Raw genomic sequence first — 13,087 nt, 5'->3', positions numbered from 1 at the left:
CTGAAAGGGAGCGATCCGTGCTGCGTCTTGTGATGAGCCTTCTGGGCACCGTTTTCAGCCTGATAACCCTCGTTGTGGTCGTCGGCGGCCTCACGCTCGGGGCGGTGCTGCACATCTATGGCAAGGATCTGCCAAGCCACGAGAGCCTGGCCAATTACACCCCCCCCACCATCAGCCGCATCTATTCCGCCGAGGGCCGGATCATCGACGAATTCGCCCGCGAGCGGCGGCTGTTCACCCCCGCCGAGGAGATACCCGACCAGGTGAAGCAGGCCTTCATCAGCGCCGAGGACAAGAATTTCTATACCCATGGCGGCTATGACGCGCTGGGAATTGCCTCGGCGCTTTACGACGCGATCAAGTCGCGCGGGCGCAACGTGCGCGGAGCCTCGACCATCACGCAGCAGGTGATGAAGAACTTCCTGCTCTCCGGCGACCGCCGGATCGAGCGCAAGATCAAGGAGATCATCCTTGCCACCCGCATCGAGGAGACGCTCAGCAAGGACGACATCCTCGAGCTTTATCTCAACGAGATTTTCCTCGGGCAGAACAGCTATGGCGTGACCGCCGCCGCGCAGACCTATTTCAACAAGAATCTTAGCGAGCTGGCGCCCCACGAGGCGGCGACACTGGCCGCGATGCCGAAGGCGCCGAGCGACTATCACCCCGTGCGCGAGATGGAGCGGTTGCGCGACCGGCGCAATTTCGTGCTCAAGGAGATGTGGGAGAATGGCTATCTGGACGAGGCGGCCTTCGACGCCGAGCGCGCCGAACCGGTACGTTCCGTGCAGAACGGCGATTTCGCGCCGTTCAGCGCCGAATTGCCGCCACGCGATTATTTCACCGACGAGATCCGGCGGCAATTGAGCGACGTCTTCGGCGAGGGCGAGTTCTTTTCCGGCGGGCTCACCGTGCGCGCCACCATCGACCCGCAGATGCAGAGCGCGGCCGCGCGCGCCCTGCGCCGTCAGCTCGAGGCGTATGACCGGCGTCGCGGGCGCTGGCGTGGCTCCGGGCAGAGCCTGCCCGAAGAGGCGCTGGACAGCGAGGCGGCGTGGCGCGCGGCGCTGTCGGATCTGCGCGTGGCGCGCGATGTAGAGCTGGACGGGACATGGTTTCCGGCGGTGGTGCTGGAGACCGGAGATGAGGCCATGCGCATCGGCATCGAGGGAATCGAGGGGGTGCAGGAGGTGCCGCGCAGCGACATCGCCTGGCTGCCCGATGATTTCCAGGAGACCTTTGAGCGCGGCGCGATCGTGCATGTCCGCCGGGTTCTCGACGACGAGGGCACCTTCGTCAACTGGAGCCTGCGGCAAGTGCCCGAGGTACAGGGCGCGTTCATGGCGATGGATGTCAACACCGGTCGCGTGATCGCCATGCAGGGGGGATTTTCCTACCAGGATTCGGTGTTCAACCGCGCGACGCAGGCGATGCGGCAGCCGGGCTCGTCGTTCAAGCCCTTCGTCTACGCCGCGGCGCTCGACAGCGGCTACAGCCCCGCGACCATCATCATCGACGCCCCCATCGAGATCGACACGCCGCAGGGCCTGTGGCGGCCGCGCAACTCGTCCAACAAGTTCTACGGCCCGACGCCCCTGCGCACCGGCATCGAGCGGTCGCGCAACCTGATGACCATCCGCCTCGCGCGGGAGGTGGGCATGGACATCGTCGCAAGCTATGCCGAGCGGTTCGGTGTCTACGAGAACATGGGCACGTATCTCGCCAATGCGCTGGGTTCGGACGAGACCACGCTCTACAACATGGTGGCGGCCTATTCGATGTTCGCCAATGGCGGCGAGCGGGTACGCCCCAGCCTCGTGGACCGGGTACAGGATCGTTATGGCCGCACGCTCTATGCCCAGGACACGCGGACCTGCGTGGATTGCGACGACGCATACCTGCCGCCGGGGCGGGGGCCGCGTATCGTGTCGGACCGCGAGCGGGTGATGGACCCGATCACCGCCTATCAGCTCACCTCGATGATGAAGGGCGTGGTGGATCGTGGCACCGCCTCTGGCGTGATCGACCTGCCGGTGCCGGTGGCGGGCAAGACCGGCACCACCAACGACGCGCGCGACGTGTGGTTCATCGGCTTCACCAGCAACATCGCGGCGGGCTGCTATATCGGCTATGACCAGCCGCGGGGTCTCGGACGGGGGGCCTATGGCGCGTCGATGTGCGGGCCGGTGTTCCAGGAGTTCATGACAGAGGCGGTGGAGAAATTCGGCGGCGGGCCGTTCGAGGTGCCGCCAGGCGGGCAGTTCATCAAGATCGACCGCTATACCGGCGCGCGCCTGTCCGATGACGCCACCGGGGCCACCGTTGTGGCCGAGTATTTCCGCGACGGCGAGGAGCCTGTCTTCGGCGTGAGCTTCGACGGCGGTTTCGCGATGGGCAACGATCTCGACCTCTACCAACCCGGCGAGCGCGAGGTGATTGAAGATATCACCACCTCAACCGGCGACAAGGCGCAGGTCGGCGGCAAGGCATCGTTCGGCTCGATGAGTTCCGGCGGGCTCTACTGACAGGGCGGCTTGTGGCCTTGGGCGGACGTTGATCATCCGACGATGAGCCGCGCAGCGCCCGACCGCCGGGTGGGCGCGGTTCGGTTTGTGCTATGCGATTTATGGCGCAAGATACTTCAATGATCACAGCTATTTGCTACGTCGAGGAGCGCCCGCCCGAGGGGGCGGTCGGGCGCTGCGCGGCGGTGCTTTCAGCACCTTGATTCCGCGCATTGGCACCAAGACCCCAGCGTCCGCACAAGGCCAATACCGCCTGCGGCAAACCCGCCTCAGGCCACCCCTGCCCGCAGGCAATCATGGATGTGCAAGAGACCGCGCAGCCGTCCCTCTTCTCCGACCACCAGAAGCGCGCCGATCTTGTGACGGTTCATCAGGCCGAGCGCCTCTGAGAGCAGCATCTCGGGTGTCGCGATGCGCGGATCGGGGGTCGCCACGGCGCCGGCTGTCCGCCCCATCAGCCCGTCGAGGTTGCGCCGCAGATCGCCATCGGTGATGACCCCGCGCAGGCGGCCCTCCTCGACCACCGCTGCCACGCCGAATCCCTTTGCGCTCATCTCCACCAGCGTCTCGCCCATGCCTGTGTCGGGGGCGACGACCGGCAGCGCATCGCCAACATGCATCACGTCCGACACCCGCAGGAACTGCGCCCCCAGCTTGCCGCCGGGGTGAAACACGTGGAACGCCTCCGCCGAGAAGCCGCGCGCCTCCATCAGCGCCACGGCGAGCGCGTCGCCCAGCGCCAGCGCGCAGGTGGTCGAGGTGGTGGGCGCCATGCCGATGGTGCAGGCCTCGGGCGCGTCGGGCAGGATCAGCGCCACCTCCGCCTGCCGCGCCAGCGTGCTGTCCGCCACCCGCGTGACCGCGATCACCGGGATGCCGAAGCGGCGGGTGTACTGCACGAGGTCCGACAATTCCCGTGTCTCGCCGGAATTCGACAAGAGGATGCAGACATCGCCGCCGGCCACCATGCCCAGGTCACCGTGGCTCGCCTCGGCGGGGTGCAGGAACAGCGCGGGCGTGCCGGTCGAGGCCAGCGTCGCCGCGATCTTGCGCGCCACGTGGCCGGATTTGCCCATGCCGGAAACCACCACCCGCCCCGGTGCATCCAGCACCAGCCGCACCGCGCGGGCAAAGCCCTCTGGCGGGTCTTCGGCCATCGCGGCAAGCGCTGCCGCCTCCATGCGCAATACCCGGGCGGCCACGGCACGCAGGCGATCGCGCTCCGTCGCCCGCTCTGGCGTCATGTCGGATCGGGGACCATCGGATGCGCCCATCTGCCTGCCCTCTTAGCCGGTGCACCTTTTGCCATAGCGGCAGGCCGCGCCGGGGACAAGCCCGCCTGCACCGGGCACCGGCGCCTCAGCAGCCCTTGCGGCAGACCACCGTGACCAGCGTGCGCCAGAAAAGATAGAGGTCGAGCCGCAGGCTCATCTCCGCGACATAGCGCAGATCGAGCGCCACCTTCTGCCGCGTTCCCTCGATGCAGTCGACATAGCCAAGGTCGGTCTGCGCCAGCCCGCTGATCCCGGGGCGCACGTCGTGGCGGCGGCGATAGCCCGGTATGCTGCGCACGTAGCGACGCGCGTGGTGGAAATAGTCGGGCCGTGGGCCGATCAGGCTCATCTCGCCGCGCAGCACGTTGACGACCTGCGGCAACTCGTCGATCCGGCTGCGCCTCAGGAACCGGCCCAGCGGCGTGATCCGCTCCTGCTCCAGCGGGTCGTCGGCGCGGCGCGTCACCCGCGCCACGGGCCGCATGGTGCGGAACTTGATGGCCCCGAACGCGCGGCAGGCGCGGCCCATGCGGGGCTGGATGTAAAAGACCGGACCACGGTTGAAGACCGGGTTGACCAGCACCAGCAGCACGGCCACGATCGCCACCACCGGCAAGAGCAGAAGACTGACCGCGACGTCCAGAACCGGCTTCATCCACCGTCGATATGCCCTGTCCCGAGGACGCGGTGACGGGACATGCTCTGCCAGATGCGAATCAAAAGCCTTGTACTTCAACCGAATACCCCCCGAAAGCCGCACCGGCACATCACTCTTAACGGGATTCTAGTTGACGTCAGACAACCTTTGATTGCTTCTAATTTTACAACTTTAACAAATCGTAAATTCTGCTGGTGTTCTTCTGCGTTGCATTCCGCAATACCTCGCCCATGCAGCCTCGCGCGCCCAATACATTCTGGTAGTGGATTGATCTCAGGCGTTTTTTCCGGTGCCGAATGCCTGCCCCACTGCCCGGCAAAAAAATGCCAGCCGCGCCCCCCTTGCATCCGCCGCGCGACCCGCCTAAGCCCCGCCCATGACCGCGATCTTCGACGAGGGGCCGCCGCCGCCCTGCCCCGCGCCCTTCAACCTTGCCGCGCTCGTGCTGGCCGCCGCCGCGCGGCGACCGGACAAGGTGGCGCTGGCCGTGATCGGGCTGTCGGGCGCCGAGAGGTGGAGCTATGCGCGGCTCGAAGGAGCGGTGCGCGGCACCGCGACGGGGCTTCTGGCGCAGGGGCTCGCCCCCGGCGACCGTGTGCTGATGCGGCTGGGCAATACCGTGGAATTCCCGCTCGCCTATCTCGGCGCGATCGCCGCCGGGCTGGTGCCGGTGCCCACCTCCAGCCAGCTCACCGAGTCAGAGGTTGCGGGCGTGATCGCCACGACCGAACCGCGCCTGATCCTGCGGGGCGGCGGCATCCCCTGCCCCGACGACACCGGCCTGCCGGTGCTGGACGAGGCGGCCCTGCATGCCATGCGCGAGCTGCCCCCCGCCGATTGGCACATGGGCGATCCCGACCGGCTCGCCTATGTCATCTACACCTCGGGCACCTCCGGCATCCCGCGCGCGGTGATGCACGCGCACCGCGCCATCGTCGCGCGCGAGATGATGCACGCGGGCTGGTATGGCCTGGCCGAGGGCGACCGGCTGTGCCACGCGGGTGCGTTCAACTGGACCTTTACCCTCGGTACCGGGCTGCTCGATCCGTGGCGCGCGGGCGCGACCGCGCTTATCCCCGCCGCCGGGGTGACACCCGCGCAATTGCCGCTGCTGCTCAAGCGCCACGACGCCACGCTTTTCGCCGCCGCACCCGGCGTCTATCGCAAGATGCTGGCCACCGACACGGGCCGGTCGTCGCTGCCGCCCCTGCCGCGCCTGCGCCACGGGCTCGCCGCGGGCGAGAAGCTGTCGGACGCGATCCGCACCCGTTGGCACGAGGCCACCGGCACCACGATCCACGAGGCCTACGGCATGTCGGAATGCTCCACCTTCATCTCTGCCAGCCCCGACCGCCCGGCGCCGCCCGGCACGCTGGGCCGCCCGCAGCGGGGCCGTCGCGTTGCCATCGTCGACGCGGACGGAACGCCGGTGGCGCATGGCGAGGAGGGCACCATCGCCATCCGCCGCGACGATCCCGGCCTGATGCTGGGCTACATGGGCGCGGCGCAGGCGACGGCAGAGAAATTCGCGGGCGAGTGGTTCCTCACCGGCGATCGCGGCACGATGGACGAGGACGGCGCCATCGCCTACATGGGCCGCGCCGACGACATGATGAACGCGGGCGGCTACCGCGTCTCGCCCATCGAGGTGGAGGCCGCACTCGGCCTCCATCCCGGCATCCATGAGGCCGCCGTCACCGATATCGAGGTGAAAGAGGATGCACGCCTCGTCATGGCCTTCTATACTGGCCCCGAACCGCTCGACCCTGCGGAGCTAGACGCCCATTGCCGCGCCCGGCTCGCGGCCTACAAATGCCCGCGCGGCTTCTTTCACGTCGAAAGCCTGCCCACGGGTGCCAACGGAAAACTCCTGCGCCGCGCATTGCGGCCGATATACGAGGCCCTCAATGGTCCGGCTTGACATCATCTCCGACCCGATCTGCCCCTGGTGCTACATCGGCAAGACCCTGCTCGACCAGGCGCTCGCGCAGCGCCCCGATCACCCGTTCGAGATCCACTGGCAACCGTTCCAGCTCAACCCCGACATGCCCCCCGAGGGCATGGACCGGCGCGAATACCTGGAGGCCAAGTTCGGCGGGCGCGAGGGCGCGGCGCGGGCCTACGCGCCGGTACTCGAACGCGCCGAGGCGGCGGGGCTCGACATCGATTTTGCGTCCATCCCGCGCACGCCCAACACGATCGACGCGCACCGCCTGCTGCACTGGTCCGAGGTCGAGAAATGCCAGACGCCGATGGCGATGGCGCTGTTCCGCGCCTATTTCCACGAGGGGCGCGACATTTCCGACCACGAGGTGCTGGCCGATCTGGCCGACGGGCTGGGGCTCGACGCGGCCCTTGTCGCGCGGCTTCTGGCCTCGGATGCCGACCGCGAGGAGGTCGCCACCCGCGATGCGCAGTTCCGCCAGATGGGTGTGACCGGCGTGCCCACCTTCATCGTGGCGGGCCAGCACGCGGTGCCCGGCTGCCAGCCGCCCGAGGTGTGGCTGCAGGTGATCGACGACATCGCCCGGCAGGCCGTGAACGGCGCGGGCTGAGAGCGATGCGCGCGCGCACGCTTCTCGCCCTGCTCGCCGCCGTGATCGTCGGCGGCACGGTGTTCTTCCGCCTCGTCGAGGGGTGGAGCTGGCTCGACAGCTATTTCTTCACCGTGGTCACGCTCTCGACCGTGGGCTATGGCAACCTCGTGCCGACCACGGTCGCGGGCAAGATCGGCACCACCGTGTTCATCATCGCCGGTCTCGGTATCTTCGCCGCGGCGATCCAGCGCTTCGGCTTTCACGCCATTGCCCGCCACCGCCGCGACAGCGAGGCCGAATCCCGCCACAGCCTCGCCGCCCAGCGCAGCAAGAAGAAATGACCGCGCCGCAGCCCCCCGCGCGCCCCATGCCGCCGCGCGCGGAATTCATCGCACTGATGGCGATGATGGCCGCCTCGGTGGCGTTCTCGATCGACGCGATGCTTCCCGGTCTGTCGGCCATCGCCACCGATCTCAGCCCCGCCGCACCAAACCGCGCGCAGCTTGTCGTCACCGCCTTTCTGGCCGGGCTGGGGCTGGGCACGCTGATCGCCGGGCCGCTCTCGGACAGCTATGGCCGCCGCCCGGTGATCCTCGGCGGGGCCGTGATCTACATCGGCGGCGCGGCGCTGGCGATCATGGCGCAATCGCTCGACACGTTGCTCGCGGCGCGGGCGGTTCAGGGCTTGGGCGCGGCGGCGTTCCGCATCGTGGCGCTGGCGATCATCCGCGATGTCGCCTCGGGGCGCGACATGGCGCGGCTCATGTCCTTCGTGATGATGGTGTTCGCGCTCACCCCGGCGATGGCCCCGCTCATCGGCGCGGGGCTGATCGCGCTGGCGGGGTGGCGGGCGGTGTTCGCGGCCTTCATCCTCTTCGCGCTCATCCTCTCGACATGGATGATGCTGCGCCTGCCAGAGCCGCTGCCCCCCGCACGCCGCAGCCCGTTCCGTCTGCGCCCGCTCGTGCGCGCCCTGCGCGCGGTGGTGGCCCACCCCGTCACCCGCCGCGCCATCGCGGTGCAGATGCTGGCGATGACCACGCTCTTCACCTCGCTCAGCGTGGTGCAGCCGACGTTTGATGCGACCTTCGGGCGCGGCGTGGAATTTCCCTTCTGGTTCTTCGGCATGGCGCTGGTGGCGGGCAGCAGCAGCCTGGTGAACGCGCGGCTGGTGGTCCGCTTCGGCATGGTGCGGATGGTGCGCGCGGCGCTCACGGTGCAGGTGGCGCTCACCTCTCTGGCGATCCTCGCATGGGTCACGGGGCTGCCGCCGGGACCGCAATTCGCCGTGTTCCTCGTCTGGCAGACGGGGGTTTTCATGCAGGCGGGCTTCACCCTGGGCAATCTCAATGCGCTGGCGATGGCACCGATGGGAAGTGTCGCGGGCATGGCGGCAAGCGTCACCGGCGCGGTCGCCACGCTGGGCAGCGTGGCGCTCGCCATCCCCATCGGCCAGCAATTCGACGGCACGCCGATGCCCGCGCATCTGGGCGTGCTGGCGGCGGTGCTGGCGGGGCTGGCGCTGCTGCACGGGCTGCGCGGCACGGCGGCGGAGACGGTTTGAGGGTGGGTTTGGCGGCCGGGCGGGCGTTGCGAATGGCCTATTCCTGCCATTTGGTTATTGGCCCCGGCGCGGAATCGAGGGCGAAGCCCGCCGCGCCATCTCCATGCCGCCCCCCGGACTGGCGATTTGTCTAAGCTCGCGCACCGATTACAGGTTTTTCGGATTCGGCAGGCATAAAGCGCCCTGAAAATCCGTCGGATCACCAGCCCGCGGCCTGTCGATGGCGCGGCTCACGGCAACGCCCACTCCAGGCCAAACCCCACCACCGCACCGCACCCGACAGCGCATATCGTGTGTCTCACGGCGGAGCCGGAACCCGTTTTGCTCATTTCTTTATGTATACCGTCGCATACTATCTTTCCCACGCCGCGCTTTTCCGCTATGAGGCGCCCAAGCGGACGAGTCGTCCGGACCGCACCGGATCGCAAGGAGGAGCCCAGAGATGGCCAACACCGACATTCCCGACATCATCTACACCAAGGTGGACGAAGCGCCCGAGCTCGCCTCGGCCTCGCTCCTGCCGATCATCCGCCACTTCGCGTCCGCCGCGGGCATCACGGTCGAGACCCGCGACATCTCGCTCGCCGGGCGCATCCTCGCCGCCTTTCCCGACCACCTGACCGAGGATCAGCGCCAGCCCGACCACCTCAAGGCCCTTGGCGAGATCGTCAAGACGCCGGGCGCCAACGTCATCAAGCTGCCCAACATCTCTGCCTCCGAGCCGCAGCTCGTGGCGGCGATCCGCGAATTGCAGGGCCAGGGCTACGCGCTGCCCGATTACCCCTACGACCCGGCCACCGAGGACGACAAAGCCGTCCGCGCGCGCTATGACGCGCTCAAGGGATCGGCGGTCAACCCGGTGCTGCGCGAGGGCAATTCCGACCGCCGCGCCGCCCCCGCGGTCAAGAAATACGCGCAGGCCAATCCCCACCGCATGGGCGAGTGGACACCCGACAGCAAGACCCGCGTCGCCACCATGTCGGCGGGCGATTTCTTCTCCAACGAGCGCTCTGCCACCCTGCCCAAGGCGACCGGCGCACGGATCGTGCTGGAGACGGCGACCGGCGAAACCGTGCTCAAGGACGCGCTGAGCTACCCCGAGGGCACCGTGGTCGATGCCACCTACATGAGTGCGCGCGCCCTCGACGCCTTCCTCGCCGAGGAGATCGACAAGACCAAATCCGAGGGCATCCTGTTTTCCCTGCACATGAAGGCCACGATGATGAAGGTCTCCGACCCGATCATCTTCGGCCACGCGGTGCGGCAGTTCCTCGCGCCCGTGTTCGAGCAGTATGGCGACGAGATGAAATCGCTCGGCGTCTCGCCCAACGCGGGCCTCGGCGACCTGTTGGAGCGGGTCAAGGACCGCAAGGATATCCTCCAGGCCATCGACGCCTGCATGGCCGACCGCCCGGCGATGTACATGGTCGATTCCGGCAAGGGCATCACCAACCTGCACGTCCCCTCGGATGTCATCATCGACGCCTCGATGCCCGCCCTCATCCGGGGCGGTGGCAAGGGCTGGGGCCCGGACAACAAGGAACATGACGCCGTCTGCGTCATCCCCGACAGCAGCTATGCCACCGTCTATGACGAGGCGATCAGCTTCTTCAAGGAGACCGGCAAGCTCAACCCCGCCACCGCCGGAACGGTGCAGAATATCGGCCTCATGGCGCAGAAGGCCGAGGAATACGGCTCGCATCCCACCACCTTCGAGATACCCGAGGGCGGCACCGTGAAAATGGTGCTCGACGATGGCACCGTGCTGCATCAGCACGAGGTCGAAGCGGGCGACATCTGGCGCTCGGCCTCGGCGCGCAAGGCCCCCATCGAGGATTGGGTGAACCTCGCCATCGCCCGGCAAAAGGAGACGGGCTATCGCGCGATCTTCTGGCTGGACGCGGCCCGCGCCCATGATGCCGAGTTGATCTCTTACGTGAAACCCATCCTCGAAGCCGCTGGCGTCGCTGACAAATTCGAGATCATGGCCCCGCGCGAAGCAACCCGCGCATCGCTGGACACGATCACCAAGGGCGAGAACACCATCGCCATCACCGGCAACGTGTTGCGCGACTACCTGACCGATCTCTTCCCGATCCTCGAGCTGGCCACCTCGGCCAAGATGCTGTCGATCGTCAAGCTGATGCAGGGCGGCGGGTTGTTCGAGACCGGCGCGGGCGGATCGGCCCCCAAGCATGTCCAGCAGCTTCAGGCCGAGAACCACCTGCGCTGGGATTCCTTGGGCGAATTCTGCGCGCTGGCCGAGAGCCTCAAGTTCCTCGCCCAGACCCATGACAACGCCCGCGCCCGCATCCTCGGAGAGGCGGTCGAGGCCGCGACGCAAGGCGTGCTCGACCACGACCGCTCGCCCTCGCGCAAGGTAGGCGAGCCCGACAACCGCGACAGCCACTACTGGTTCGCCCGCTACTGGGCCGAGGCGCTCGCCGCACAATCGGATGACGCAAGCCTCGCGCAGGAATTCGCCCCGGTGGCCCGCGCGCTGGCCGAGGCCGAGGCGCAGATCACCGGCGAGCTGGCGGCGGCACAGGGCGCACCGGCGGATATCGGCGGCTACTACCACCCCGACGCCGGGAAACTCGCCTCGGTGATGCGGCCCTCCGCCACGCTGAACGCGATCATCGGGTGAGGTGAGCGGTGGGGACAGGTGATCGGTTTTGGCCTTGTGCGGTCGTTGCGATCTTGCCCCCGCGCGGAATCAAGGCGTGCTTGCACGCCGCCGCGCGAGCGCCCGACCGCCCCCTCGGGCGGGCGCTTCTGCAATGGTTCAAGCAGCGGAAATATAAGAGGTATCTTTCACCATAAATTGCAGAGCGTAACCCGTTTTGCGCCCACCCGGCGATCGGGCGCTCGCGCAGCTCAGCGCTTGTTTCTCAACACCTGCTACAGGCCAATGCCGCCCCCCAACCCTTCCCGCACCACACCACCGCTGATATAGCCAGACCAACCCCACCCCAACCGCGGAGCGCGCCCAATGTCCAAGATCAAGGTCGAGAACCCCATCGTCGAGATGGACGGCGACGAGATGACCCGCATCATCTGGGATTTCATCAAGCAGAAACTCATCCTCCCCTATCTCGACGTGGACCTGCTCTACTACGATCTCGGCATCGAAGAGCGTGACCGCACCGAGGATCAGGTCACGATCGACGCGGCGGAAAAGACCAAGGAGGTCGGCGTCGCCGTCAAATGCGCCACCATCACCCCTGACGAGGGCCGGGTCGAAGAATTCGGCCTGAAAAAGATGTGGCGCAGCCCCAACGGCACCATCCGCAACATCTTGGGCGGCGTGGTGTTCCGCGCGCCGATCATCTGCCGCAACGTGCCCCGCCTCGTGCCCGGCTGGACGCGCCCCATCGTCATCGGGCGCCATGCCTTTGGCGATCAGTACAAGGCCACGGACATGAAATTCCCCGGCCCCGGCACGCTCAGCATGAAATTCGTGGGCGAGGACGGCACCGTGATCGAGGAAGAGGTGTTCCGCGCCCCCTCGTCGGGCGTCTACATGGGCATGTACAATCTCGACGCCTCGATCATCGACTTCGCCCGCGCCTCGATGAACTACGCGCTGGACTTGGGCTGGCCGCTCTATCTCAGCACCAAGAACACCATCCTAAAGCAGTATGACGGCCGCTTCATGGAGCTGTTCCAGAAGGTCTATGACGAGGAATTCGCCGAGAAATTCGAAGCCAAGGGCATCGAGTACCAGCACCGGCTGATCGACGACATGGTGGCCTGCGCGATGAAATGGAACGGCGGCTTCGTCTGGGCGTGCAAGAACTACGACGGCGACGTTCAGTCCGACACCGTCGCGCAAGGCTTCGGCTCGCTGGGGCTGATGACAAGCCAACTGCTCACCCCCGACGGCAAGATCATGGAGGCAGAGGCAGCGCACGGCACCGTCACCCGCCACTACCGCCAGCACCAGCGCGGCGAGCAGACCTCGACCAATTCCACCGCCTCGATCTTCGCGTGGTCCGGCGGGCTGCGCCACCGCGCCAAGCTCGACGACAACGCCGCGCTTGCCCATTTCGCCGAGACACTGGAACGGGTGGTGGTCGAGACCATCGAATCGGGCGACATGACCAAGGATCTCGCGCTCCTCGTCGGCCCCGACCAGGGTTGGCGCACCACGATGGGCTTTCTGGAGAAGATCGACGAGAACCTCGACGCAGCACTCGGGGGCTGAGCGCCCTCAGCGCCCCCGGTTTTGCGTTTTCGCGTGCATCTCCGCGATCATCCGGCTTGCCGTCCGCTCGAAAACGCAAGGGATGATCGCGTGGATCAACGCCGCGCCCCCGGCCGCGAACAGCCGCAGCGCGAACCACCCGGCAAAGGCGGCATGTTCGGTATAGCTCTCATCCACACTGCGCGGATGATCGAGAAAGAGCCTGCTCAGCATTACATCTGTCCTCCTGTTCGGGTTTTGCGGACAGGGTAACGCGACAGCAGGGTGACATTGTCCCATTTTTCCTTCCCTGATCACTTTCCTTGGGAATATTTCCACAGTA

Annotated in this window: 10 protein-coding genes; 7 read left to right on the top strand and 3 right to left on the bottom strand. The window is 67.0% G+C overall.

The genetic code is table 11. The features are described 5' to 3' along the window. Positions 1–17: 17 nt before the first annotated feature. Positions 18–2,525 carry a penicillin-binding protein 1A gene (locus CRJ03_RS11830; RefSeq protein ID WP_104019194.1) on the top strand — a complete coding sequence of 836 codons (2,508 nt, stop codon included), beginning with the start codon at positions 18–20 and terminating at the stop codon, positions 2,523–2,525. A gap of 269 nt (positions 2,526–2,794) precedes the next feature. Here the strand turns inward: CRJ03_RS11830 and CRJ03_RS11825 are convergent, their stop codons facing one another. Continuing rightward, the gene (locus CRJ03_RS11825; protein ID WP_104019193.1) at positions 2,795–3,769 is read right to left on the bottom strand and encodes a KpsF/GutQ family sugar-phosphate isomerase; all 975 of its coding nucleotides are present in this window, start codon (positions 3,767–3,769) and stop codon (positions 2,795–2,797) included. A 115-nt stretch (positions 3,770–3,884) separates the two neighbouring features. Beyond that, positions 3,885–4,454, bottom strand: a complete 570-nt coding sequence (locus tag CRJ03_RS11820; RefSeq protein ID WP_104019059.1) for a sugar transferase — start codon at positions 4,452–4,454, stop codon at positions 3,885–3,887. A gap of 379 nt (positions 4,455–4,833) precedes the next feature. On the opposite strand from CRJ03_RS11820, the gene CRJ03_RS11815 reads away from it, so the two are divergent. The 6 genes from CRJ03_RS11815 (at position 4,834) to CRJ03_RS11790 (ending at position 12,765) form a co-directional block, all read left to right on the top strand. Further along, entirely contained in the window at positions 4,834–6,378 is a 1,545-nt protein-coding gene (locus CRJ03_RS11815) for a class I adenylate-forming enzyme family protein (protein WP_104019058.1), read from the top strand. Beyond that, on the top strand, positions 6,365–7,012 hold the full coding sequence (locus CRJ03_RS11810) for a DsbA family oxidoreductase (protein ID WP_104019057.1): 648 nt from the start codon (positions 6,365–6,367) through the stop codon (positions 7,010–7,012). The genes CRJ03_RS11815 and CRJ03_RS11810 overlap by 14 nt, the downstream gene beginning before the upstream one ends. 5 nt (positions 7,013–7,017) lie before the next feature. Continuing rightward, positions 7,018–7,335 carry a potassium channel family protein gene (locus CRJ03_RS11805; protein ID WP_104019056.1) on the top strand — a complete coding sequence of 106 codons (318 nt, stop codon included), beginning with the start codon at positions 7,018–7,020 and terminating at the stop codon, positions 7,333–7,335. Next, positions 7,332–8,558, top strand: coding sequence for an MFS transporter (locus CRJ03_RS11800; RefSeq protein ID WP_104019055.1), 1,227 nt, complete (start codon positions 7,332–7,334; stop codon positions 8,556–8,558). Before CRJ03_RS11805 ends, CRJ03_RS11800 begins: the two co-directional genes overlap by 4 nt. Positions 8,559–9,000: 442 nt before the next feature. Beyond that, a complete protein-coding gene (locus CRJ03_RS11795) occupies positions 9,001–11,205 on the top strand; it encodes an NADP-dependent isocitrate dehydrogenase (protein ID WP_104019054.1) in 2,205 nt (734 codons plus the stop codon). A gap of 345 nt (positions 11,206–11,550) precedes the next feature. Then, positions 11,551–12,765, top strand: coding sequence for an NADP-dependent isocitrate dehydrogenase (locus tag CRJ03_RS11790; RefSeq protein ID WP_104019053.1), 1,215 nt, complete (start codon positions 11,551–11,553; stop codon positions 12,763–12,765). A 6-nt stretch (positions 12,766–12,771) separates the two neighbouring features. Here the strand turns inward: CRJ03_RS11790 and CRJ03_RS11785 are convergent, their stop codons facing one another. Continuing rightward, positions 12,772–12,978, bottom strand: a complete 207-nt coding sequence (locus CRJ03_RS11785; RefSeq protein ID WP_104019052.1) for a DUF6356 family protein — start codon at positions 12,976–12,978, stop codon at positions 12,772–12,774. Between the last annotated feature and the right edge of the window lie 109 nt (positions 12,979–13,087).

Source organism: Roseovarius nitratireducens (assembly GCF_002925845.1).
GTDB classification, from domain to species: Bacteria; Pseudomonadota; Alphaproteobacteria; order Rhodobacterales; family Rhodobacteraceae; genus Roseovarius; species Roseovarius nitratireducens.
The sequence above is the reverse complement of the archived record's forward strand: the minus strand, read 5'-3'. Positions and strand labels throughout refer to the sequence as shown.